This is a genomic window from Streptomyces bungoensis (assembly GCF_001514215.1).
In the GTDB taxonomy this organism is placed as follows: Bacteria; Actinomycetota; Actinomycetes; order Streptomycetales; family Streptomycetaceae; genus Streptomyces; species Streptomyces bungoensis.
On sequence record NZ_KQ948857.1, the window covers coordinates 189,350 to 214,100 of the forward strand.

Consider the following 24,751-nt stretch of genomic DNA (forward strand, 5'->3'; position numbering starts at 1 on the left):
GCCGGGGGCTCAGGTCTGGGCCATGTCCACGAAGCGGGAGTAGTGGCCCTGGAAGGCGACCGTGATCGTCGCCGTGGGGCCGTTACGGTGCTTGGCGACGATCAGGTCCGCCTCGCCGGCGCGCGGCGACTCCTTCTCGTAGGCGTCCTCGCGGTGCAGCAGGATGACCATGTCGGCGTCCTGCTCGATGGAGCCGGACTCACGCAGGTCGGAGACCATCGGCTTCTTGTCGGTGCGCTGCTCGGGACCACGGTTGAGCTGGGACAGCGCGATGACCGGGATCTCCAGCTCCTTGGCGAGCAGCTTGAGGTTACGGGACATGTCCGAAACCTCCTGCTGACGGCTCTCGGCACGCTTGGAGCCGCCGGACTGCATCAGCTGGAGGTAGTCGATGACCACCAGCTTGAGGTCGTTGCGCTGCTTCAGCCGCCGGCACTTGGCGCGGATCTCCATCATCGACAGGTTCGGCGAGTCGTCGATGTACAGCGGCGCGGCCGAGACGTCCGGCATACGACGGGCAAGCCGCGTCCAGTCCTCGTCGGTCATGGTGCCGGAACGCATGTGGTGGAGGGCGACACGGGCCTCGGCCGACAGCAGACGCATCGCGATCTCGTTGCGGCCCATCTCCAGGGAGAAGATGACGCTGGGCAGGTTGTTCTTGATCGAGGCGGCCCGTGCGAAGTCCAGCGCGAGGGTCGACTTGCCCATCGCGGGACGGGCCGCGATGACGATCATCTGGCCCGGGTGGAGGCCGTTCGTCAGCGAGTCGAAGTCCGTGAAGCCGGTGGGCACACCGGTCATCTCGCCGCTGCGCGAGCCGATCGCCTCGATCTCGTCGAGCGCGCCCTCCATGATGTCGCCCAGCGGCAGGTAGTCCTCGCTGGTGCGCTGCTCGGTGACGGCGTAGATCTCGGCCTGGGCCTGGTTGACGATGTCGTCCACGTCGCCGTCCGCCGCGTATCCCATCTGCGTGATACGCGTACCGGCCTCCACGAGCCGGCGCAGCACGGCCCGCTCGTGGACGATCTCCGCGTAGTACTCGGCGTTGGCCGCCGTCGGGACGGTCTGGACGAGGCTGTGCAGGTAGGCGGCGCCGCCGACCTTGTTGATCTCGCCGCGCTTGGTGAGTTCGGCGGCGATGGTGATGGGGTCGGCGGGCTCGCCCTTGGCGTAGACGTCGAGGATCGCCTGGTAGATCGTCTCGTGTGCGGGCTTGTAGAAGTCGTGGCCCTTGAGGATCTCGACCACGTCGGCGATGGCGTCCTTGGACAGCAGCATGCCGCCGAGGACGGACTGTTCGGCGTCGAGGTCCTGCGGCGGCACCCGTTCGAAGGCGGAACCCCCGCCGTCCCAGCCGCCGCTCTCCCGGCCCCGGTCGTGCTGTTCCTCACGGCCCCGGCCACCGCTGTCGCCGCGTCGGCGGGAGGCGGGCAGACGATCACTGGGTCCGGCCTCGGCCCACGGATCGTCCAAGGGCTCGGAAATGCTCACCGAGCCACCTCCTCCCGTCCGCAGGGCGGACCTCGCCGTGCCCTCTGTTGTACGGCACGGCACTGACACATGAGAGGCCCGACTCCGGTTCCAGCCCGTCGGATTTGTGACGGTTCCCGGGCCGGGGGAAGGAGCGGGCGCCGGACCACGGTAGGCCCGTCGGCAGCGTCAGCCAATCTGGTTATCCACAGGCCATGTGGACGAAGGCCCGGATGCTGTGGAGAAGTCGCCGAAACCTGTGCACGAGCCGGTGGACAGCCCTGTGAACAAGACCTCGATCCCCTTGAGCACAATGCCCTGACCTGCGGCTTCGACGTCCACCGGCTGTGCAGAAGAAAAACTTTCCCAGTCGGATCAAGATCACCCGCAGCGGTGTGCACAAGCACACGGACCCAGATATGACGTAAGGATCAGTAGGCAATTGCGTCACTTACCTGTGGACGATTAGATTGGTGCTCATGACACAGGCCCGCGCGATCCCCCAGGCCACCCGCCGTCGGCACGACCGAGAGATCGTCGCGCTGGCCGTCCCGGCCTTCGGCGCCCTCGTCGCCGAGCCCCTGTTCGTCATGGCGGACAGCGCGATCGTCGGCCATCTCGGCACCGCTCAGCTCGCCGGACTGGGCGTGGCGTCGGCCCTCCTCACCACCGCCGTGAGCGTCTTCGTCTTCCTCGCCTACGCGACCACCGCGGCCGTGGCACGACGCGTCGGCGCCGGCGATCTCCAGGCAGCCATCCGCCAGGGCATGGACGGCATCTGGCTCGCCCTGCTTCTCGGAGCGGGGGTCATCGCCCTGGTCCTCCCCCTGGCTCCCGGCATCGTGGACCTCTTCGGCGCCTCCGCCACGGCGGCCCCGTACGCCACGACGTACCTGCGCATCTCCGCGCTCGGCATTCCGGCCATGCTGGTCGTCCTCGCCGCCACCGGAGTGCTCCGCGGACTGCAGGACACCCGGACTCCGCTGTACGTCGCCATCGCGGGCTTCGTCGCCAACGCCGGACTCAACGCGGGACTGGTCTACGGCGCCGGGCTAGGCATCGCCGGATCCGCGTGGGGCACCGTCATCGCCCAGTGCGGCATGGCCGCCGTCTATCTGAACGTAGTCGTGCGCGGTGCCCGGCGGTACGGAGCCTCCCTGCGTCCGGACGCCACCGGCATTCGCGCCTCGGCCCAGGCGGGAGCGCCCCTGCTCGTCCGCACCCTGTCGCTGCGGGCGATCCTGCTGATCGCCACCGCGGTCGCCGCACGCCTCGGTGACGCCGACATCGCCGCGCATCAGATCGTCCTGTCGTTGTGGAGCCTGCTCGCCTTCGCCCTCGACGCCATCGCGATCGCCGGTCAGGCCATCATCGGCCGCTATCTCGGTGCCGACGACGCCCGCGGAGCCCGGGAGGCCTGCCGTCGAATGGTCCAGTGGGGCATCGCCACCGGTGTCGTCCTGGGCCTGCTCGTGGTGGCCGCGCGTCCGCTGTTCCTCTCCCTGTTCACGAATGATTCGGTGGTGAAGGACATGGCGCTGCCCTCGCTGCTGCTGGTGGCGCTCTCCCAGCCGATCTGCGGGGTGGTCTTCGTCCTGGACGGTGTTCTGATGGGTGCCGGTGACGGGCCCTACCTCGCCGGAGCGATGCTGGTCACCCTGGGGGTCTTCGCCCCCGCCGCCCTGCTCGTCCCCGCCTTCGGCGGCGGCCTCACCGCACTGTGGGCGGCCATGGCGCTGATGATGACGGTGCGCCTGCTGACCCTGTGGCTGCGTACCCGCTCGGGCCGCTGGATCGTGACGGGCGCGAGCCGCTGACCGTTTCACGTGAAACATGCCGTTCCCGGTCATGCGACAGGGGCCGCACCCGTGACGGGTGCGGCCCCTGTCGGAACTGCTCAGACCGAGCGCAGCGATCAGGCCGCGACGACCTCGACGTTGACCTTGGCGGCAACCTCGGGGTGCAGACGCACGGACGTCTCGTGGGCGCCCAGGGTCTTGATCGGGGCGGACAGCTCGATGCGGCGCTTGTCGACCTCGGGGCCACCGGAGGCCTTGATCGCCGAGGCGATGTCGGCCGGGGTGACGGAACCGAAGAGACGACCGGCGTCGCCGGAGCGGACGGCCAGACGGACCTTCACGCCCTCGAGCTGGGCCTTGACCTGGTTGGCCTGCTCGATGGTCTGGATCTCGTGGATCTTGCGGGCGCGGCGGATCTGCTCGACGTCCTTCTCGCCACCCTTGGTCCAGCGGATGGCGAACTTCCGCGGGATGAGGTAGTTGCGAGCGTAACCGTCCTTGACGTCGACGACGTCGCCCGCGGCACCGAGGCCGGACACCTCGTGGGTGAGGATGATCTTCATGAGTCGGTCACCCTCCCTTAGCGCGCGGTGGACGTGTAGGGCAGCAGCGCCATCTCACGGCTGTTCTTGACGGCCGTGGCGACGTCACGCTGGTGCTGCGTGCAGTTGCCGGTCACGCGGCGGGCACGGATCTTGCCGCGGTCGGAAATGAACTTCCGCAGCATGTTCGTGTCCTTGTAGTCCACGTACGTGACCTTGTCCTTGCAGAAAGCGCAGACCTTCTTCTTAGGCTTGCGCACAGGCGGCTTCGCCATGGTGTTTCTCCTGTGTGATCAAGAAGTGGGGATGCGAGCCCTAGAAGGGGGGCTCGTCCGAGTAGCCGCCGCCACCGCTGCCGGAGCCTCCGCCCCAGCCGCCGCCCTGACCGCCGCCCTGGTTGCCACCGGCGGGAGCGCCGGTCGCCCACGGGTCGTCGGCAGGAGCGCCGCCGCCGGCCTGCTGACCGCCGCCGGAGCCTCCGCCCCAGCCGCCGCCACCCTGGCCGCCACCGCCGCCGTAACCGCCCTGGCCACCGCGAGCACCACCGCCGGCGGTCTTGGTGACCTTGGCCGTGGCGTTGCGCAGGCTGGCGCCGACTTCCTCGACGTCCAGCTCGTAGACCGTCCGCTTGACGCCCTCACGGTCCTCGTAGGACCGCTGCTTCAGCCGGCCCTGCACGATGACGCGCATGCCCCGCTGGAGCGACTCGGCGACGTTCTCCGCCGCCTGACGCCAGACCGAGCAGGTCAGGAACAGGCTCTCGCCGTCCTTCCACTCGTTCGTCTGGCGGTCGAAGGTGCGGGGAGTGGACGCGACGCGGAACTTCGCGACCGCCGCACCGGACGGGGTGAAGCGCAGCTCGGGGTCGTCGACAAGATTGCCGACGACCGTGATGACGGTCTCGCCTGCCATGGGGGAACCTCTCGGCGGGTTTGCTGCTCTGGCTGCTTGGTTGCTGCTACTCGAATCCCGAGATCAGCTGAGCGGGAGAGCTCAGTGGGTCTCGGGACGGAGGACCTTGGTCCGGAGGACCGACTCGTTCAGGTTCATCTGGCGGTCGAGCTCCTTGACGACCGCAGGCTCAGCCTGCAGGTCGATGACCGAGTAGATGCCCTCGGGCTTCTTCTTGATCTCGTAGGCGAGACGGCGACGACCCCAGGTGTCGACCTTCTCGACCTTGCCGCCGCCGTCACGGACGACGGACAGGAAGTTCTCGATCAGCGGAGAGACAGCGCGCTCCTCGACATCGGGGTCGAGGATGACCATCACCTCGTAGTGACGCATGTGGAACCCACCTCCTTCGGACTCAGCGGCCACGGTCGTTCCGTGGCAGGAGGGTTGTGATGCGTACGCAACGGTATCGGCCGCCACTGACAATCGGGGCTCCGCTGGGATTCCCGGCCGCGGATCCGGGCAGACACCGGTGCAGACGGTACAGACTACCTGCACACCCGCTTCCGGTTGAAATCCGGCGGTGAAGCCCGTCAGTCTGTACACATCCGGTGTGCGCGGCGCTACGATGCGCCGCCTTCCGCAGGAGGTGCCCATGACGCAGGCATTGCGACCCACCACAGGTGGCTCCCTCTTCGCCACAGACGGCAAGTCCCATCCCCTTCAGGACACCCTCATGGTGGTGACGCTGGCACTCGGCCTGACCGCCTTCATCACCTGCTTCTTCGGCAGCCTTCACCTGCTGGCCTCCTGGGCCGGCCTGGCGGGCATCCTGACGGGCGCGTACGGCCAGTGGATCTCGGAGACCACGCGGGAACGCTTCGGCCTGATCCTCGGTCTCGGCGCCTCGGGAATCGGTTTCTTCCTCGGCATGGCGAACGGCGGACTGTTCGGCGGACTGCTCTAGCCCGCCGGCCGCACACGCCCGTCAGGGCTTCTCCCTGGCGTCCCACCGCGCCCCGGCAGCCCATGCGCCGGGGCGAAGGTGCCGTACGCCCAGTCGGGGCGCGCGAAAGGCGCAGTAGGCTTCGGCGCGAGAGCCGGAGCCCCTGTCACGATGGGGACACACCAGCCCGAGGAGCGCCCCGACATGAGCCTGACCCTGAGGACCATCAGCCGCGAGCAACATCTGGCGTACATCCAGAGCCTGCCGTCGGCGAGCCACATGCAGGTCCCGGCCTGGGCCGACGTGAAGGCGGAGTGGCGCTCGGAGAACCTCGGCTGGTTCGACGAGCGCACCGGCGAGATGGTCGGCGCGGGCCTGGTCCTCTACCGCCAGCTGCCCAAGATCAAGCGCTACCTCGCCTATCTCCCCGAAGGCCCGGTCATCAACTGGTTCGCGCCGAACCTGGACGACTGGATCCAGCCGATGCTGGCGCACCTCAAGCAGCAGGGCGCCTTCTCCGTGAAGATGGGCCCGCCGGTGATCATCCGCCGCTGGAACGCGGAGACGATCAAGAAGGGCATCCAGAGCCCGGACGTGAAGCGCCTGCGCGACATGGAGGCCGACTTCATCGAGCCGCGCGCCTTCGAGGTCGCGGACAAGCTGCGCCGCATGGGCTGGCAGCAAGGCGAGGACGGCGGAGCCGGCTTCGGCGACGTGCAGCCCCGCTACGTGTTCCAGGTGCCGCTGGCCAACCGCTCCCTGGAAGAGGTCCACAAGAACTTCAACCAGCTGTGGCGCCGCAACATCAAGAAGGCGGAGAAGGCCGGCGTCGAGGTCGTCCAGGGCGGCTACCAGGACCTCGAGGAATGGCAGCGCCTGTACGAGATCACGGCCGTGCGCGACCACTTCCGGCCCCGCCCGCTGTCGTACTTCCAGCGCATGTGGACGGCCCTCAACAGCGAGGACCCCAACCGGATGCGGCTGTACTTCGCCCGGCACAACGGTGTGAACCTGTCCGCCGCGACGATGCTGATCGTCGGCGGGCACGTGTGGTACTCCTACGGCGCCTCCGACAACATCGGCCGTGAGGTGCGCCCCTCCAACGCCATGCAGTGGCGGATGCTGCGCGACGCCTACGCCCTCGGGGCCACCGTCTACGACCTGCGTGGCATCTCCGACTCACTGGACGAGACCGACCACCTCTTCGGCCTGATCCAGTTCAAGGTCGGCACCGGCGGCCAGGCCGCCGAGTACCTGGGGGAATGGGACTTCCCGCTGAACAAGCTGCTCCACAAGGCGCTCGACATCTACATGTCGCGCCGCTGAGGTCCAGGCGTTTGATTCCATAGCCTTCACAACTCTCACCTCTCTGCTTCACCGCAGCCACGAGAAAGGTTCCGGATCCGGCCATGGCGCTCACGCTCTACGTCGACACCGCGCGCTGGCGTGCGCACCACAAGCACGTGCAGGAGCAGTTCCCGGGGCTCGTCCCGGTCTGCAAGGGCAACGGCTACGGCTTCGGGCACGAACGGCTGGCGGAGGAGGCCACCCGGCTCGGTGCGGACCTGCTCGCCGTCGGCACGACGTACGAGGCCGCTCGCATCAAGGACTTCTTCGGCGGTGACCTGCTGGTGCTGACGCCCTACCGGCGCGGCGAGGAGCCCGTCCCGCTGCCGGACCGGGTGGTCCGGTCGGTGTCGTCGATCGACGGCGTGTACGGCCTCGTCGGCGCGCGTGTCGTCATCGAGGTGATGTCCTCCATGAAACGGCACGGCATCAGCGAGCAGGAACTGCCGCAGCTGCACCAGGCCATAGAGAACATCCGGCTGGAGGGCTTCGCCATCCACCTGCCGCTGGACCGCACCGACGGCTCGGACGCCGTCGAGGAGGTCATCGGCTGGATGGACCGGCTGCGCGCGGCGCGGCTGCCGCTGCACACCATGTTCGTCAGCCACCTCAAGGCCGACGAACTGGCCCGGCTGCAGCAGCAGTTCCCGCAGACCCGGTTCCGCGCCCGCATCGGCACCCGGCTGTGGCTGGGGGACCACGAGGCCACCGAGTACCGCGGCGCGGTCCTGGACGTCACACGGGTGGCCAAGGGCGACCGGTTCGGTTACCGGCAGCAGAAGGCGGCCTCGGACGGCTACCTCGTGGTCGTGGCGGGCGGTACGTCGCACGGGGTGGGCCTGGAGGCTCCGAAGGCCCTGCACGGCGTCATGCCGCGCGCCAAGGGCGTGGCGCGCGCCGGCCTCGCCACGGTCAACCGGAACCTCTCCCCGTTCGTCTGGGGCGGCAAGCAGCGCTGGTTCGCCGAGCCGCCGCACATGCAGGTCTCGATCCTGTTCGTGCCGACCGACGCCCCGGAGCCGAAGGTCGGTGACGAACTGGTGGCCCATCTGCGGCACACCACCACGCAGTACGACCGGATCGTGGACCGCTAGGGCCCGCCGGGCTGTCACCACAGCGGGAAGGCCGTGCACGTCTCGACGTGCACGGCCTTCCTCATGTCTGCCTCCGGAAGGGGTGGTTCGCTCAGAGCGAACGCTCCTCGTAGGGCGGTCGCTCCGGCCGTCCCCAGTCCACCTGGGGCGCGTCGAAGTGGGCCGCGTGCCGGGCCGGGCGGGCAGCGGCGCCGAGCACGAACACGTCCGCGGCGCCGTCGAGCACTCCGCCGGAGGGGTCGTCGTCGCCCGACCTGCGCACCACGTCACGCTCGGGCAGGACGATGTCCCGTACGACCATGGCGCACAGGTACAGCGTGCCCAGCAGGTGCACGGCGATCGCCCAGTGGTACCCCTGCGTCGGCAGGCCCTTGTGCGCCTCTCCGCTGGTCGTGTAGGCGAGGTACATCCAGATGCCCAGGTAGTACGTCACCTCGCACGCCTGCCAGATCAGGATGTCCCGCCACTTGGGCCGGGCGAGGACCGCGAGCGGCACGAGCCACAGCACGTACTGCGGTGAGTAGACCTTGTTGGTGACGATGAAGGCGGCCACCATCAGGAAGGCGAGCTGGGCGAAGCGGGGCCGGCGCGGGGCGGCGAGTGTCAGCGCGGTGAGACCGAGGAAGCACAGCACCACCAGCACGGTGGCGGAGGTGTTCACGAAACCGGTGCTGGGGGGGCTGCTGGAGTTCTGCGCCCAGATCAGCCAGAAGGAGCCGAAGTCGATGCCCCGTTCCTGGCTGAACGTGTAGAACTTCGACCAGCCCTCGAAGGCGAAGAGCATCACCGGCAGGTTCACGACGAGCCAGGCGACCACCGCACCGCCCACGGCCTGGAAGAACTCCCGCCATTTCCCGGTCCGCCAGCACAGCGCCAGGAGCGGGGCGAGCAGGAAGACCGGATAGAGCTTGGCGGCCGTGGCGAGCCCCAGGAGGATGCCGAAGGCCAGGGCACGGCCCCGCGACCACATCAGCATCGCGGCGGCCGTCAGGGCCACCGCGAGCAGGTCCCAGTTGATGGTTGCGGTGAGCGCGAGGGCGGGTGCCAGGGCGACCAGCAGGCCGTCCCAGGGACGCCGCCGGTGGGTGCGGGTCACGCAGACGGCGATGACGGCCGTGCACGCCATCAGCATCCCGGCGTTCACGAACCAGTACCACTGCTCCTGGTGCTGGATGCTGCCGCTGCCCGGCGTGAGCCATGCGGCGACCTCCATGAACACACCGGTCAGCACCGGGTACTCGAGGTAGTCCATGTCACCGGGGAGCTTGTCGAAGTACGGCACCAGCCCGTCGGCGAAGCCGCGCCCCTGGTAGAGGTGCGGGATGTCCGAGTAGCAGGCATGCGTGTACTGCGAACTGGCGCCGAAGAACCAGGCGCTGTGGTAGCAGGGCGCCTTCTGAACGAGGCCGAGGGCGAACATGCCGATGGCCACGAGGGTGACGACCCGTAGAGGGGTCCACCAGGAGCCCCCGAGCAGGGCGTGGCGCCCCAGAGGGCCGCCGATCAGCTCACTCCCCGCCGCGGCGACCTCGTCCTCCCTGGTCGGCCGCACCGGCTCCACCGGGGCGGTCCGCACGGGCTCGGGCTCGTGCACGCCCGCGGGCGTCATTTCTGCACTGGGCATGGGGCCATCCTGCCGTACGTGTCTGGGTATACGCCGAGGGCCGCCGCACCTCGTGGGTGCGGCGGCCCTTGTTTCACGTGAAACACCCGTACCGGGTCATATGACCGCCTACCGATCGGACGGCTGGGCTAGCCGGTCGGGCCTGCGAAGAGACCTCCGTTGCCGTTGCCTCTCGTGTTGCCGGTTCCGGTCGTGTCCGTGGCCGTGGGCGAGGAGGTCACGCCTCCGTTCGTGCCGCCGGTATCCGTACCGCCCGTGTTGTTGCAGTTGTTGCTGCCCCAGCCGAACTGGCAGGTATCACTGGGGGACGGGGAGGGGGACGGGGACGACTGACTCGGCGACGGGCTGGGCGACTCGCTCGGCGACGGGCTCGGAGTGATCGTGACCGACGGGGTCGGAGACGGCGCACCCGCCTCGTCCTGGATCTCGCCGATCTTGGCGGGGTCCGGGAAGCCGAGGTCGTTCTTGCCCTGGAGCGCGGCCATCATGTACTCGGTCCACACCGACGTCGGGATGTCACCACCGTGGATGGAGTCCACGCCGGCCGTGCCGTTCATGGAGAGCAGCTTGTGGTCCTTGGGGTTCTCCCGGAACATCGTCACGGCGGTCGACAGCTGACGGGTGTAGCCGACGAACCAGGCCGACTTGTTCTTGTCGGTCGTACCGGTCTTGCCCGCCGCGGTACGACCCAGGGCCTTGGCGTTCTGACCCGTACCGTTCTGGATGACGTTCTCCAGGACGTCCGTGACGTTGTTGGCCACGTCCGGGTCGATGGCCTCGTGGGGCTTGGGCTTGTCGAAGCCGGGCTGGTCCACACCGTCCTTCTTGACGGAGACCACGGAGTACGGATCCGCCTGCATACCGGACGCGGCGAAGGTCGCGTAGGCGTCGGCCATGCGGATCGCGCTGGGCGTGGACGTACCGATGGCGAACGACGGGTTGAGGTCCTGCGACATGCTGTCGTTGAGGATGCCCGCCGCATGGGCGGTGTCGCGGACCTTCGTCATCCCCACATCGACGCCGAGCTGCACGTACGGGGTGTTGATGGACTGCTCCATCGCCTTGCGCAAGGTGATGTAGCCCCATTTGTGATCACTCTCGTTCTTCTGGCGGAAGAACGAGTTGTCCTTGTTGAGGTAGAACGAGCCGTCCGGCCTTCTCACCTTGAGAAGGTCGTCGCCGTTGTACTTGCTCAGCGGGGAGATACCCACGCCGTCGGACTTGTAGGTGCCGTACTTCATGGCCGCGGCGAGCACGAACGGCTTCCACGTCGAACCGACGGGGACGCCGGAGGTGTCGGCGTTGTTGGTGAAGTGGCCGTTCTCGTAGCCGTCACCGCCGTAGAGGGCGACGATCGCACCGTTGTTGGGCTCCACCGACGCCGCGCCGAACTGGACGTACTTGTCCCTCGGCTCGGTCTTGGGGTGCAGTCGGGCCTTCTGGATCTTCTTCACCGCGGCGCTGAGAGCGTCGACCTTCTTCTTCTCGAAGGTCGTGTAGACCTGGAAGCCGCCCTTGTCGAACTCCTGCTCCGTGATCTGGGAGTGGTTCAGGACGTACTTCTTCGCGGTGTCGACCAGGTAGCTGATCTGTCCGGTCATGCCCTTGGTCGCCTTGCGGCCCTGGGGTTCCGGGTACTTCTTGAGGGCATCCTGGTACTGGACGTCGCTGAGGTGCTTGTCCTTGTGCATCTCGCCGAGGATCCAGGCCCAGCGTTCCTGGGACCTCTTGCGGTTCGCGTCGGGAGTGGCGGCCTTGTCGAGGTCGGCGTTGCCGGCCGGGTCGTAGTAGGTCGGACCCTTCAGGAGCGCGGCCAGGAAGGCGCACTGGCTCGGCTTGAGCTTGACCGCGTCGACGCCGAAGTAGGTGTGCGCGGCGGCCTGGATGCCGTAGGCACCGCGGCCGTAGTACGAGGTGTTCAGGTACCCCTGCAGGATCTGCGGCTTGGTGAACTTCGTGCCGACCTTGATGGAGATGAACATCTCCTTGAACTTGCGGGTCAGCGTCTGGTCCTGGCTGAGGTAGGTGTTCTTGACGAACTGCTGGGTGATCGTCGAGCCACCCTGCGTCTGACCACCGCGCGCCATGTTGGCCAGGGCGCGTGCGATGCCCATCGGGTCGACGCCCGAGTCCTGGTAGAAGCTCTTGTTCTCCGCCGAGATCACGGCCCACTGCATGGCCTCGGGGATCTTGTCGATGGTGACGTTCTGACGGTTCACACCGGTGCCGGTGGCCACCATCTGGCTGCCGTCGGCCCAGTAGTAGACGTTGTTCTGCGACTTGGCGGCGATGTTCTCACTGGGAACCTGCACCATCGCGTACCCGATGCCGACCATGGCCACGAGGCCGCCGAGGAGGGTGACGCACAACCCGGAGAAGAGCTTCCAGGAAGGCACCCACCGGTGCCAGCCGTACCGGTCGGACCGGGGGTAGTCGATGAATCGCTTCTCCGGTGGGGCCCCGCGGCCCCGGCCGCGTCCCGGGCCGGCCGGCCCGCCCGGACCGCCGCGCCGGCCGCCCGGCCCCGCGGTGTCGGGGGAGCGGCGGCGGCCGCCGCCTCTCTGCGCGGCACGGCGGGCCTCGGCACGGCTGCCGTAGGCGCGTTCCTCACCCCCCGAGCCATAGGAGTCCGACCCATAGGAAGCGGCCCCATAGGAGTCGGCTGAGGATCCGGTGTCGCCTCGCGGTGCCGCACGGCGGCCGGAGGACGGGCCGGAGGGGCCGCGTCGGGCCGCGGCACGTCCGCCTCCCTGCGGCTGCGGCGGTTTGCGACGGTGCTCGCTCATCGAACGATTACTCCTCGGGCAGGCGCACCCTTGCGCGCCTGGAACGGCGGCTGATTTCCGGTCCCCCCGAAGTACGGATGTGGTCGGTGCTGCATTCACCCGTACTGCACCGGGGACCACGACGCTCCCCAGCCGTCACTTGGTTCCCGGTGGTCTGCATGCCGCACAGACTACGCACCGCCAAAACGCGCCGAGCCCCGAAGTTCACCCCAAAACAGGCAACTCGGCTCCTGCGAATCAGTGATGTGATCCCGTTCACCGCCTCCCCCCTTGTCGCACGCGGAAGGCCGTTCTATCGTCATGATGTATCGACTCGATACATCAGCGCGAGATAAAGACGCAGTCGACCGAGAGGGGGCGATCATGAGCCGGCGTTCCGGCATCCTGGAGTTCGCCGTGCTCGGCCTGCTGCGTGAGTCTCCTATGCACGGCTACGAGCTGCGTAAACGACTCAACACGTCCCTGGGTGTGTTCCGTGCGTTCAGCTACGGGACCCTGTACCCCTGCCTCAAGACGCTGGTCGGCAACGGCTGGTTGATCGAGGAGCCGGGCAGCACCCATGAGGACGCCCTCGCCGCTCCCCTCGCCGGGCGCCGCGCGAAGATCGTCTACCGGTTGACGGCCGAAGGTAAGGAACACTTCGAGGAGCTGCTCTCGCAGACCGGTCCGGACGCGTATGAGGACGAGCACTTCGCCGCACGGTTCGCCTTCTTCGGGCAGACGTCGCGCGATGTGCGCATGCGCGTGCTGGAGGGCCGGCGCAGCCGCCTGGAGGAGCGCCTGGAGAAGATGCGCGCCTCCCTGGTACGCACGCGGGAGCGCCTCGACGACTACACGCTTGAGCTCCAGCGCCACGGAATGGAGTCCGTGGAGCGCGAAGTGCGCTGGCTGAACGAGCTCATCGAAAGTGAGCGGGCCGGCCGGGACCTGAGAGGTCCCGTGTCCGGGGGGCCCGCTCAGCAGGACACCACACATGGATCGACGGGCGGCCTGCCCCGTCCCGGGGACACCTCCGGGACGGATACGCCCGGCGACACCGCCACGTGAGACCCAGTCAGGGCCTCACTCGTACACACAGGGAGCAACCGGAATGGGTTCGGTTCGCGTAGCGATCGTCGGCGTGGGCAACTGCGCCGCCTCGCTGGTGCAGGGAGTCGAGTACTACAAGGACGCCGACCCGGCGTCCAAGGTCCCCGGCCTGATGCACGTGCAGTTCGGCGAGTACCACGTGCGTGACGTCGAGTTCGTCGCCGCGTTCGACGTCGACGCCAAGAAGGTCGGCCTCGACCTCGCGGACGCGATCGGCGCCTCCGAGAACAACACCATCAAGATCTGCGACGTGCCCAACACCGGGGTCACCGTCCAGCGCGGCCACACCCTCGACGGCCTCGGCAAGTACTACCGCGCCACCATCGAGGAGTCGGACGCCGAGCCGGTCGACGTCGTCCAGATCCTGAAGGACAAGCAGGTCGACGTCCTGGTCTGCTACTTGCCCGTGGGCTCCGAGGACGCGGCGAAGTTCTACGCGCAGTGCGCCATCGACGCCAAGGTCGCCTTCGTCAACGCTCTGCCGGTCTTCATCGCCGGTACCAAGGAGTGGGCCGACAAGTTCATCGAGGCCGGTGTGCCGATCGTCGGTGACGACATCAAGTCGCAGGTCGGCGCCACCATCACGCACCGCGTCATGGCGAAGCTGTTCGAGGACCGCGGTGTCATCCTCGACCGCACGATGCAGCTGAACGTCGGCGGCAACATGGACTTCAAGAACATGCTCGAGCGCGAGCGCCTGGAGTCCAAGAAGATCTCCAAGACGCAGGCCGTCACCTCCCAGATCCCCGACCGGGACCTCGGCGAGAAGAACGTCCACATCGGCCCGTCCGACTACGTGGCCTGGCTGGACGACCGCAAGTGGGCCTACGTCCGCCTCGAGGGCCGCGCGTTCGGTGACGTCCCGCTGAACCTGGAGTACAAGCTCGAGGTCTGGGACTCCCCGAACTCCGCGGGTGTCATCATCGACGCCCTGCGTGCCGCGAAGATCGCCAAGGACCGCGGTATCGGCGGCCCCATCCTGTCGGCGTCCTCGTACTTCATGAAGTCCCCGCCGGTCCAGTACTTCGACGACGAGGCCCGAGAGAACGTCGAGAAGTTCATCCGCGGCGAGGTCGAGCGCTAGCCCGACCCGGCACGGCGCGCCACGGCCGCCGCTCGCACGAGAACGCTCCTGCCAGGGCCTGAAGGTCCCCGGGTCCCCGACCCGGGGACCTTCCGCATGTGTGAGGCTGGGCCCCATGCCCGTCGTCCGTGACCTGCGTGTCCTGCTGCGCCTGCGAGACTTCCGACGCCTGCTGTCCGTGCGTCTGCTCTCGCAGGGCGCCGACGGCGTCTACCAGGTCGCGCTCGCCGCATACGTCGTCTTCTCGCCGGAGAAGCAGACCTCGGCCGCGGCGATCGCGTCGGCGATGGCGGTCCTGCTGCTCCCCTACTCGCTGGTCGGACCGTTCGCGGGGGTGCTGCTGGACCGCTGGCGGCGACGCCAGGTCTTCGTGTACGGCAATCTGCTGCGCGCCCTGCTGGCGGCGGTCACCGCCGTACTGATGGTCGGCCACGTGCCGGACTGGCTGTTCTACGTGTCGGCGCTGTGCGTCACGGCCGTCAACCGTTTCGTCCTCGCCGGACTGTCCGCCGCACTCCCGCGTGTGGTCGACACCGAGCGCCTGGTCCTCGCCAACTCGCTCTCTCCGACGGCCGGGACGCTCGCGGCGACCGCCGGCGGCGGCCTCGCCTTCGCCGTGCGTCTGGTGGCGTCGGGGTCCGATGCCGCGGTGGTGCTGCTCGGCGCCTTCCTCTACCTGTGCGCGTCCCTGGCGTCGCTGAGGATGGCCCCCGCGCTGCTCGGCCCCGACCGGGAGCCCGCGCGGCCCCGTCTGCGCAGCGCGCTCGCGGACACCGCACGCGAACTGCTGGCGGCCGTCCGGCATCTGGCTGCACCCCGCCGCCGGGAGGCGGTCTGGGCGCTGACCGCGATGACCGTGATGCGCTTCTGCTACGGCGCGCTCCTGGTGCTCCTGCTCATGCTCTGCCGGTACTCCCTAGCCACGACCCCCGAGGGTGGGCTCCGGCTGCTCGGGCTGGTACTGGCGGTGTCCGGCGCCGGATTCTTCGCGGCAGCGGTGGTGACTCCGTCGGCAGCCGGGCGGCTCGGTCCCGGCCGATGGATCATGGTGTGCTCCGGCACGGCCGCGGTACTGGAACCCGCGCTCGGCCTGCCGTTCGCCACCGGCCCCCTTCTGGCGGCGGCCTTCGTCCTGGGTCTGGTCACCCAGGGAGCCAAGATCGCCACGGACACGATCGTGCAGGAGTCCGTCGAGGACGGTTTCCGCGGCCGGATCTTCTCCGTGTACGACGTTCTCTTCAACGTCGCTTTCGTCGGCGCCGCGGGAGTGGCCGCCCTGATGCTCCCCTCGGACGGCCGCTCAGTGGTGCTGGTGGTGCTCGTCGCCCTGCTCTACGGCGGCGTCGCCGCTGTCATGGCCCGCTGCGAAGGACGCCGAGACGGCGACGGCCGCGATGTTTCACGTGAAACATCGCGGCCGTCGTAGGTGCGTCCGTCTGCCTCTGCAGTCTGCACAAGCCCTGCGATGTTTCACGTGAAACAACGCACGGCCACGGGCTCAGGCTCAGCTCTGCTCGGACCACCACTCCTTCAGCGCCGCCATCGCTTCGTCGTGCTCCATCGGCCCGTTCTCCAGGCGCAGCTCCAGCATGTGCTGGTACGCCTTGCCCACCACAGGGCCCGGACCGACGCCCAGGATCTCCATGATCTGGTTGCCGTCCAGGTCCGGGCGGATCGCGTCCAGCTGCTCCTGCTCCTGCAGCTGGGCGATGCGGTCCTCCAGGCCGTCGTAGGCCCGGGACAACGCGGCCGCCTTCCGCTTGTTCCGCGTGGTGCAGTCGGAGCGGGTCAGCTTGTGCAGGCGATCCAGAAGCGGGCCCGCGTCCCGGACATAGCGGCGCACCGCCGAGTCCGTCCACTCACCGGTGCCGTAGCCGTGGAAACGCAGGTGGAGCTCGACGAGCCGGGAGACGTCCTTCACCAGCTCGTTGGAGTACTTCAGAGCCGTCATGCGCTTCTTGGTCATCTTTGCGCCGACCACCTCGTGGTGGTGGAACGAGACCCGGCCGTCCTTCTCGAAGCGGCGCGTGCGCGGCTTGCCGATGTCGTGCAGCAGCGCGGCCAGGCGGAGGGCGAGGTCGGGGCCGTCCTCCTCCAGCGCGATGGCCTGCTCCAGCACGATCAACGTGTGCTCGTAGACGTCCTTGTGCCGGTGGTGCTCATCGCTCTCCAGCCGCAGCGCCGGCAGCTCGGGCAGGACGTGGCTCGCCAGCCCGGTGTCGACCAGCAGGGTCAGACCCTTGCGCGGGTGCGAGGAGACGACCAGCTTGTTCAGCTCGTCGCGGACCCGCTCCGCCGAGACGATCTCGATCCGCCCGGCCATCTGCGTCATCGCGGTGACGACCTCAGGGGCGACCTCGAAGTCCAGCTGGGCGGCGAAGCGCGCGGCCCGCATCATCCGCAGCGGATCGTCCGAGAACGACTCCTCGGGCGTGCCGGGGGTGCGCAGCACGCGAGCCGCCAGGTCCTGCAGGCCGCCGTGCGGGTCGATGAACTCCTTCGCCGGCAGCGCCACGGCCATCGCGTTGACCGTGAAGTCGCGGCGGACCAGATCCTCCTCGATGGAGTCGCCGTACGACACCTCCGGCTTGCGGGAGGTGCGGTCGTAGGCCTCCGACCGGTAGGTGGTGATCTCGATCTGGAAGCGTACGTCGGTGTCTCCGACACGGCCGCTCTTCTGCGCGCCGACGGTACCGAAGGCGATCCCGACCTCCCAGACGGCGTCCGCCCACGGCCGGACGATCTTCAGGACGTCCTCGGGGCGCGCGTCGGTGGTGAAGTCCAGGTCGTTGCCGAGCCGGCCGAGCAGCGCGTCGCGGACCGAGCCCCCCACGAGGGCGAGGGAGAACCCGGCCTCCTGGAAACGGCGGGCGAGGTCGTCGGCGACGGGGGCCACCCGCAGCAGCTCGCTCACCGCGCGGTGCTGCGCCTGGCTCAGGGCAGAGGGAGTGTCATCGTTGGCGTTCGGCACAACAGAAGAGGGTACGTGGCCCCGGCGGCCGGGGTCGCCTCGATTGCCGGCCCAGGATCCTCCCGTCAAACCCGCACAAGTGGCTCACTCGCGGTACAGGCGACACTTGACCAATAAGGGATATGAGGGACGCATCGGCGTCGTTGGTCGATCTTGTGAAGCAGACCGTGGCACTTCGCCTCAGCGCACATCGTTACCATGCGTGGACGCACATTCCGACGACCACTGACACGACGAGGGACGGGCGAGCGCGTGGCCGAGGCGGCTGACTTCCAGGGGACCAGTGCCTCACCTGCCCGCCGGTGGCTGCGGCGCGCGGCGGCGTTGTTCGCCGGTGCGCCCCTGCTGGCAGGGCTGCTCCAGCTGCCCGCCGCACAACCCGCACAGGCCGCTTCCGCGGACGCCGTGTCCGTCGCCCTGGACTCGCTCACCCCCAGCGCCCCCACCGACGGGGACACGCTGACCGTCTCCGGCACGGTGACCAACCACGGCAAGCAGACGGTCACCGGCGCGCACGTGGGCCTGCGCGTGGGGCCCCTGCTGAACACGCGCTCGGCGATCGACGCCATCTCCCGGCACTCCACCGACGCCTCGGCGGCCGGCATCGGCTCCGAGGTCGACGCCAAGTACACGGAGAAGTTCTCCCAGCTGGCTCCGGGCGTCGCGGAGCACTTCAGCATCTCGGTGCCCGTGGACAAGCTCGACCTCGGCGAGGACGGCGTCTACGAGTTCGGGGTCTCCCTCTCCGGTCAGACCCGCGCCCGGCCCTGGGACCAGGTGCTCGGCATCCAGCGGACCTTCCTGCCCTGGCAGCCCTCCGACGCCGACACGAAGACCAGGACGACGTACCTGTGGCCGCTGATCTCCACGGCCCACATGACGGCCCGGACGGGCGCCGGCGAGCTGCAGACACCGGTGTTCGCCGATGACGAGCTGGCCAACGAGATCGGCCCGGGCGGCCGGCTCGCGCAGATGCTGGAGCTGGGCAAGGACCTCGACGTCACCTGGGTGATCGACCCGGACCTGCTGGCCTCGGTGGACGCGATGGCGGGCGGCTACCGGCTCCCCGGGGACAACGGCACCACCACGGCCGGCACCCACCAGGCGGTCGCCAAGCAGTGGCTGGCCGACCTGCAGAAGGCGGTGGTGGGCAAGGAGGTCGTCGCCCTGCCCTACGCCGACCCGGACCTCGCCTCCCTCGCGCACCACGGCACCAGCGTCACCGGCTCGCTCAGTCACCTCAAGGACGCCACCGACGTCGCCGCCACCACGGTGAAGACCGTGCTGCACGTCACTCCGAACACCGACTTCGCCTGGCCCGCGGAGGGCGCCGTCGACCCGTCGATCATGAAGGTCGCCACGTCCGCCGGCGCCGACCGCGTGATCGCCCGCAGCGACAGCCTCCAGGAGACCTCCGGGCTGTCCTACACGCCGTCCGCCGCCCGTCCGGTCGGCGGCGGCACGACGGCGGTGGTCGCCGACGCACGGCTCTCCACGGCCTTCGAGGGCGATCTCGCCAAGGCGGACGCCGCCACGCTCGCCGTGCAGGAGTTCCTGGCCCAGAGCCTGGAGGTGAACGCGCAGACGGACGAGCAGCGCAGCATCGTCGTGGCCCCGCAGCGCATGCCGTCGGCGGGCCAGGCCCAGGCGATGGCGACGGCGCTGCGGACGCTGCAGGACGGGACCTGGTCCCAAGCGCAGAACCTCACCGCGGCGGCCAAGGCGAAACCCGACCCGAACGCCACCACGCGCATCCCGTCGACGTCCGTCTACCCGTCCTCGCTGCGCCGGCAGGAGCTGCCGCGGACGGCGTTCGAGCAGATCGCCCGCACCCAGGACAAGCTCGACAACTTCAAGGTGGTCCTCACCGACCAGTCCCGTGTGGTCACCCCGTTCGGGCGGGCCATAAACCGTGAGACGTCCACCTCGTGGCGCGGCCGCGCCACCCAGGGCGACAGCTTCCGGGACGACGTGAAGACCTGGCTGGACGAGCTCGCCGACCAGGTGAAGCTGATCGACAAGTCCGAGACCAAGCTCTCCGGGCGCAGCGCCACCATTCCGGTGACCGTCCAGAACAACCTCGTCCAGCCCGTGAGCCACCTGGTTCTGCGGCTCACCTCGACGATGCCGACCCGCCTGAAGATCGGCGGCAAGGCGTACGACGAACAGCCCGTGGACGTCTCCGGCGGGCACAGCCAGTCCGTGAAGTTCACCACGTCGGCGAACGCCAACGGCCGGGTCACGGTGTTCGCCCAGCTGTACACCGAGGACGGCCAGGAGTACGGCGACCCCGTCAGCTTCGACGTGAAGGTCACCGAGGTCACCCCCACGGTCATGCTGGTCATCGGCGGTGGCGTGCTCCTGCTCGTCCTCGCCGGCTTCCGTATGTACACCCAGCGCAAGCGCGCGGCCGCCCGCCGGGGTGAGGACGGCACCGACGGCGCCGAGGGGGGCACCGACGCCCCGGAGGACGGACCGGGCGACGAACCGGGGAACCCCGGCACCGGCGGGGACCGTCTTCCCGACGAGTCGGGCGCCTCCTCCGAGGCAGAGGGCCCGGAGCAGCCGAGTGACCCGGCGCCGGACACCGCACCGGAAAGCACCGACCCGTCCGGGACGGGTGAGAGAGTGGACCGTTGAGCGATGTCGTGGCCGGTGTGGCCCGGGACGATGAGGTGGGGTAACCATGAACGCGCCGTACGACGGTGACCGCGGCCAGGGCGCGGCCGGCTCGGGCTACCCCGAGACCCCGCCCGAGCCCGGCCAGGTGCCGCCGCAGCACGCGGCGGACATGTACCTCCAGGACGCCTACGACGAGGACCCCTACCGGGCGCAGGACCTGTCCGCCCAGGACCCGGTCGCCGAGGCTCTCTACGACCGTGCCGCGCACCCGCCGCCTCCCCCGGGCGCGTACGGGCAGCAGCAGCCGCTCTACGCCCCGCCGGCCCAGTCGCCGTACGCCCCCGACCCGCGTGTGTGGGCGCAGACCCCGGCGCCGGAGCCGGAGGGCGGGGCGACCCAGCACCTGCCGTACGGCGACCATCCGCGCACCACGCAGTTCGTGGGCGTGGACGACCTGGTCACACACTCCGGTGAGGAGTACCACGAGCCGGACGCGTTCGCGCACCTCTTCCGCGACCAGCAGCAGGGCGGCGGAGCCTCGCCGGGCGGCCCCGCGGCCGTCCCCGGCCCGGCCGCCGCGCCGGGCGCCGGACAGGGCCCCGCCGGCCCCTTCCAGGCGCCGCACGCCCAGAGCCCGCAGCACATCCGCCAGTACGCCGAGACGCCGTACCCGGCAGCGCCCGCGACCGCCGGCAGCCCGGCGCAGCCTCCCGTGCCGGGGACGCCCGCGGCCGGCGGCCCCGCCGGACCGTCCGCGCCCGCCGAAGTCGCGGAGCCGGCGGCTCCCGCCGCGAAGAAGGGCGGCCGCGCCACCGGGCTGCTGAAGTCCAGCGCCGTGATGGCGGCAGGCACGATGGTCTCCCGGCTCACCGGGTTCGTCCGCTCCGCGCTGATCGTCTCGGCGCTCGGCCTGGGCTTCCTCGGCGACTCCTTCCAGGTCGCTTACCAGCTGCCAACGATGATCTACATCCTCACCGTCGGCGGCGGCCTCAACTCCGTGTTCGTACCGCAGCTGGTGCGGGCCATGAAGGAGGACGAGGACGGCGGCGAGGCCTTCGCGAACCGGCTGCTGACCCTCGTGATGGTGGCTCTTGCCGCGCTGACCGGTCTCGCCATGTTCGCCGCGCCGCTACTGGTCCGCATGCTGTCGAACCCGGTCGCCACCAACCCGGCTGCCAACGACGTGGCCGTCACCTTCACCCGCTACTTCCTGCCCTCGATCTTCTTCATGGGCATCCACGTGGTGATGGGTCAGATCCTCAACGCGCGCGGCAAGTTCGGCGCCATGATGTGGACCCCGGTCCTGAACAACGTCGTCATCATCGTGACGCTCGGCATGTTCATCTGGGTCTACGGCTCCGCCGCGAACTCCCACATGACGGTCACCAGCATCCCGCCGCAGGGGCAGCGGCTGCTCGGTGTCGGTGTGCTGCTCGGCCTGGTGGTGCAGGCCCTGGCGATGATCCCGTACCTGCGGGAGACCGGCTTCCGGATCCGGCTGCGCTTCGACTGGAAGGGCCATGGCCTCGGCAAGGCGGCGATGCTCGCCAAGTGGACGGTCCTGTTCGTCCTCGCCAACCAGGCCGGCGCGATGATCGTCACCCAGCTGTCCACGGCGGCCGGCAAGGACTCTGACGTCGCCGGCACCGGTTTCGCCGCCTACGCCAACGCCCAGCTGATCTGGGGCCTGCCGCAGGCCATCATCACGGTGTCGCTGATGGCGGCACTGCTGCCGCGCATCTCGCGCTCGGCCGCCGAGGGCGACGGCGGTGCCGTGCGCGACGACATCTCGCAGGGTCTGCGCACCACCGCCGTCGCCATCGTCCCGATCGCTTTCGGTTTCCTCGCCCTCGGCATTCCGATGTGCACCCTGATCTTCGGCTCCTCGGGCACCAGCGAAGCCACCAACATGGGCTACATGCTCATGGCCTTCGCGCTCGGCCTGATCCCGTACTCGGTGCAGTACGTCGTCCTGCGCGCCTTCTACGCCTATGAGGACACCCGCACCCCGTTCTACAACACCGTCATCGTGGCGGCGGTGAACGCAGGCGCCTCCGTGCTCTGCTATCTGGTGCTGCCGGCCCGCTGGGCGGTGGCGGGCATGGCCGCCTCGTACGGGCTCGCCTACGCCATCGGGGTGGGCGTCGCCTGGCGGCGGCTGCGCAAGCGGCTCGGCGGCGACCTGGACGGCGCCCGGGTGATCAGGACCTACGCGCGGCTCGGCATCGCCTCGGTGCCCGCCGCCCTGCTCAGCGGTGCGGCCTGCTACGGCATCGGGCACACTCTCGGTCAGGGCGTCGTCGGTTCCTTCGCCGCGCTGATCGCCGGTGGCGCGGTGCTGCTCGGCGTCTTCTTCGTGGCCGCCCGCCGGATGCGGATCGAGGAACTCAACTCGCTCGTGGGTATGGTGCGCGGGCGTCTGGGGCGCTGAGGCGGGGGTAGGCGCACAACCATCGTCCGCCGCCGTGTGTCGTGCATAGCGGCGGACTGTGGGCACAATTGGTTTCGGCGTCGGACAGCGTGCAACGGATGGGGAGGCAGGGACGACGGTGGCGGAACGGAGCACGGCTGCCGTCGACGTGGCAGACAACAGCGGTGACCAGCCGCTGACCGCCAAGGCGGACCAGTCCACGGCCGACGGGGTGGCCCAGAACCCGGAGCGGGACACGGACAGCGACGAGGCGCTGGGGAGCGGCGGGACGGAGGGTCCCGTGAAGAAGGCCTCGTCTCCCGAGCTGCACAGCGGTCACAAGCTCGCCAGACGCTACCGTCTCGAGGAGTGCGTCACCCGTCTGGACGGATTCAGCAGTTGGCGTGCGGTCGACGAGAAACTCCGCCGTGCCGTCGGCGTGCACATCCTGCCCGCGGACCACACGCGGGCCCGTTCCGTCCTGGCCGCCGCCCGTTCCTCAGCGCTGCTCGGCGATCCGCGCTTCGTCCAGGTCCTCGACGCCGTCGAGGAGAACGACCTCGTCTACGTGGTGCACGAGTGGCTGCCGGACGCCACGGAACTGACCGCCCTGCTCGCGGCCGGGCCGCTCGAGCCGCACGACGCCTACCAGATGGTCAGTCAGATCGCCTCGGCCATGGCCGCGGCGCACCGTGAGGGCCTCTCCCACCTCCGGCTGAACCCGAACGCCGTGCTGCGCACCTCCAGCGGCCAGTGGCGCATCCGCGGCCTCGCGGTGAACGCGGCCCTGCGCGGCGTCAGCTCCGACACCCCGCAGCGCACCGACACCGAGTCGATCGGCGCCCTGCTGTACGCGGCGCTGACGCAGCGCTGGCCGTACGAGAACGACGCGTACGGGCTGTCCGGACTGCCCAAGGACGTCGGGCTGATCGCGCCGGACCAGGTGCGGGCCGGCGTGCACCGCGGGCTGTCCGAACTCACCATGCGGGCACTCGTCAACGACGGCGCGACCGCCTCCCGGCACGAGGCGCCGTGCACCACGCCGGAGGAGCTGGTGAAGGCGATCGGTGAGATGCCGCGCATCCGCCCGCCGGAGCCGGCGTTCACGGCGCCGCCGGAGTACCAGCGCACGACGTACCAGCAGGGCACGTACGGCCGCCCGGCACCGCACCCCGGCGCCACGCAGCCCCTCACCACCCCACCGCCGCCACTGCAGAGCCGCACCGGCAAGGCCCTGAAGTGGGCGGTGTCGGCTCTCCTCATCGCGGCGCTCGGCCTGGGAAGCTGGCAGCTGGCGGACGCCCTGATGGACCGGGGCGACAAGTCCAACGACACCCCGACCACGGAAAGCACGGACGGAGGCGGCAAGAACGCCCCGAAGCCGGCCGTCTCCAGCAAGCCGATCGCCATCGAGGGCGTGCGGGAGTTCATGCCGAGCGGATCGGGCATAAAGGAAGACGAAGCCCCCCTCGCCGTTGATAACAACACGAGCACTGCGTGGGTCACGCCGCAGTACAAGGGGTACGCCAATTTCGGGAACTTGCCGACTCGTCAGGAGGGCAGCGGACTGATCGTCGATCTCGGCAGCGTAAAAAGCGTTTGGTCTGTCGATGTCCTGATGTATCGAAGTGGCCAGACGGCTGAGATCCTCGCCGCCGACGCGAATCAGGGCAGCGCAACGTCGCTGAGCGACTTTCCGAAGCGGCTGGTCAAGTTGAACACGGTCGGCCGTGAGCTCAAAATTACGCTTCCGAAGGCGATTCAGACCAGATACCTTCTGATCCACATCACCAAGCTGCCTACCGATGGGTCGCCGAACCTCTTTAGGGGCGGAGTCTCAGAAATCAAGGTCACAGGCTAGAAGACTGGCCGAGGGGGGTGAGGGCTCTGCCCTCACCCCCCTCGGCCAGTCCAAGATCACGCTTGGTCAGTGGGTGATCTCCCAGTCCCCCTCACAGTACGTCAGCAACTGATTTCCCTCGAATCGCAGCGTGATGGCCATCTGCAGCCGTGTCTCCTAGATAGAGGTAAACCGGATCGATCCTCTTCCTGCTGACGACCTCCCCATTCCAGGAC

General features: G+C 69.0%; 18 protein-coding genes. 10 read left to right on the forward strand and 8 right to left on the reverse strand.

Annotated elements, in window-relative coordinates; all coding sequences use genetic code 11:
* Positions 1-9: 9 nt before the first annotated feature.
* Positions 10-1,491 carry a replicative DNA helicase gene (gene dnaB, locus AQJ66_RS17025; RefSeq protein ID WP_061922159.1) on the reverse strand — a complete coding sequence of 494 codons (1,482 nt, stop codon included), beginning with the start codon at positions 1,489-1,491 and terminating at the stop codon, positions 10-12.
* 458 nt (positions 1,492-1,949) lie between these two features.
* Here dnaB and AQJ66_RS17030 point away from each other — a divergent pair, with 458 nt between their 5' ends.
* A complete protein-coding gene (locus tag AQJ66_RS17030) occupies positions 1,950-3,287 on the forward strand; it encodes an MATE family efflux transporter (RefSeq protein WP_061922162.1) in 1,338 nt (445 codons plus the stop codon).
* Between the two features lie 98 nt (positions 3,288-3,385).
* Here the strand turns inward: AQJ66_RS17030 and rplI are convergent, their stop codons facing one another.
* The 4 genes from rplI to rpsF all read right to left on the reverse strand — a co-directional run bounded on the left by rplI (position 3,386) and on the right by rpsF (position 5,095).
* Positions 3,386-3,832: a 50S ribosomal protein L9 gene (gene rplI, locus AQJ66_RS17035; protein WP_030640106.1), complete on the reverse strand. Its 447-nt coding sequence runs from the start codon at positions 3,830-3,832 to the stop codon at positions 3,386-3,388.
* A gap of 17 nt (positions 3,833-3,849) precedes the next feature.
* Entirely contained in the window at positions 3,850-4,086 is a 237-nt protein-coding gene (gene rpsR / locus AQJ66_RS17040; RefSeq protein ID WP_003949403.1) for a 30S ribosomal protein S18, read from the reverse strand.
* A gap of 40 nt (positions 4,087-4,126) precedes the next feature.
* Positions 4,127-4,723 (reverse strand): single-stranded DNA-binding protein, encoded by a 597-nt coding sequence (locus AQJ66_RS17045; protein WP_061922165.1) that lies wholly within the window; start codon positions 4,721-4,723, stop codon positions 4,127-4,129.
* Between the two features lie 81 nt (positions 4,724-4,804).
* On the reverse strand, positions 4,805-5,095 hold the full coding sequence (gene rpsF, locus AQJ66_RS17050) for a 30S ribosomal protein S6 (protein ID WP_003991486.1): 291 nt from the start codon (positions 5,093-5,095) through the stop codon (positions 4,805-4,807).
* A 262-nt stretch (positions 5,096-5,357) separates the two neighbouring features.
* Here rpsF and AQJ66_RS17055 point away from each other — a divergent pair, with 262 nt between their 5' ends.
* The 3 genes from AQJ66_RS17055 to AQJ66_RS17065 all read left to right on the forward strand — a co-directional run bounded on the left by AQJ66_RS17055 (position 5,358) and on the right by AQJ66_RS17065 (position 8,089).
* Positions 5,358-5,669, forward strand: coding sequence for a hypothetical protein (locus tag AQJ66_RS17055; RefSeq protein ID WP_061922167.1), 312 nt, complete (start codon positions 5,358-5,360; stop codon positions 5,667-5,669).
* A 183-nt stretch (positions 5,670-5,852) separates the two neighbouring features.
* Complete coding sequence (femX, locus tag AQJ66_RS17060) at positions 5,853-6,974, forward strand: peptidoglycan bridge formation glycyltransferase FemX (RefSeq protein ID WP_061922170.1); 1,122 nt, start codon at positions 5,853-5,855, stop codon at positions 6,972-6,974.
* A gap of 83 nt (positions 6,975-7,057) precedes the next feature.
* Positions 7,058-8,089 carry an alanine racemase gene (locus AQJ66_RS17065; RefSeq protein ID WP_061922173.1) on the forward strand — a complete coding sequence of 344 codons (1,032 nt, stop codon included), beginning with the start codon at positions 7,058-7,060 and terminating at the stop codon, positions 8,087-8,089.
* 91 nt (positions 8,090-8,180) lie between these two features.
* On the opposite strand, the gene AQJ66_RS17070 is transcribed toward AQJ66_RS17065, so the two are convergent.
* Both AQJ66_RS17070 and AQJ66_RS17075 read right to left on the reverse strand, forming a co-directional pair.
* Positions 8,181-9,713: a glycosyltransferase family 87 protein gene (locus AQJ66_RS17070; protein WP_107118957.1), complete on the reverse strand. Its 1,533-nt coding sequence runs from the start codon at positions 9,711-9,713 to the stop codon at positions 8,181-8,183.
* A 128-nt stretch (positions 9,714-9,841) separates the two neighbouring features.
* Positions 9,842-12,109, reverse strand: a complete 2,268-nt coding sequence (locus AQJ66_RS17075) for a transglycosylase domain-containing protein (protein WP_061922176.1) — start codon at positions 12,107-12,109, stop codon at positions 9,842-9,844.
* Positions 12,110-12,862: 753 nt separating this feature from the next.
* Between AQJ66_RS17075 and AQJ66_RS17080 the strand changes: the two genes are divergently transcribed.
* The 3 genes from AQJ66_RS17080 (at position 12,863) to AQJ66_RS17090 (ending at position 16,098) form a co-directional block, all read left to right on the forward strand.
* Positions 12,863-13,546, forward strand: coding sequence for a PadR family transcriptional regulator (locus AQJ66_RS17080; protein ID WP_061922178.1), 684 nt, complete (start codon positions 12,863-12,865; stop codon positions 13,544-13,546).
* 43 nt (positions 13,547-13,589) lie between these two features.
* Positions 13,590-14,672, forward strand: coding sequence for an inositol-3-phosphate synthase (locus AQJ66_RS17085; protein ID WP_061922181.1), 1,083 nt, complete (start codon positions 13,590-13,592; stop codon positions 14,670-14,672).
* A 115-nt stretch (positions 14,673-14,787) separates the two neighbouring features.
* Positions 14,788-16,098, forward strand: coding sequence for an MFS transporter (locus AQJ66_RS17090; protein ID WP_061922184.1), 1,311 nt, complete (start codon positions 14,788-14,790; stop codon positions 16,096-16,098).
* 78 nt (positions 16,099-16,176) lie between these two features.
* Here the strand turns inward: AQJ66_RS17090 and AQJ66_RS17095 are convergent, their stop codons facing one another.
* Positions 16,177-17,643 carry a CCA tRNA nucleotidyltransferase gene (locus tag AQJ66_RS17095; RefSeq protein ID WP_061922187.1) on the reverse strand — a complete coding sequence of 489 codons (1,467 nt, stop codon included), beginning with the start codon at positions 17,641-17,643 and terminating at the stop codon, positions 16,177-16,179.
* 252 nt (positions 17,644-17,895) lie between these two features.
* Between AQJ66_RS17095 and AQJ66_RS17100 the strand changes: the two genes are divergently transcribed.
* The 3 genes from AQJ66_RS17100 to AQJ66_RS17110 all read left to right on the forward strand — a co-directional run bounded on the left by AQJ66_RS17100 (position 17,896) and on the right by AQJ66_RS17110 (position 24,536).
* Positions 17,896-20,283: a DUF6049 family protein gene (locus tag AQJ66_RS17100; protein WP_061922190.1), complete on the forward strand. Its 2,388-nt coding sequence runs from the start codon at positions 17,896-17,898 to the stop codon at positions 20,281-20,283.
* 46 nt (positions 20,284-20,329) lie between these two features.
* A complete protein-coding gene (murJ, locus tag AQJ66_RS17105; RefSeq protein ID WP_061922193.1) occupies positions 20,330-22,696 on the forward strand; it encodes a murein biosynthesis integral membrane protein MurJ in 2,367 nt (788 codons plus the stop codon).
* 118 nt (positions 22,697-22,814) lie between these two features.
* Positions 22,815-24,536 (forward strand): protein kinase family protein, encoded by a 1,722-nt coding sequence (locus AQJ66_RS17110; RefSeq protein ID WP_061922196.1) that lies wholly within the window; start codon positions 22,815-22,817, stop codon positions 24,534-24,536.
* Positions 24,537-24,751 lie beyond the last annotated feature (215 nt).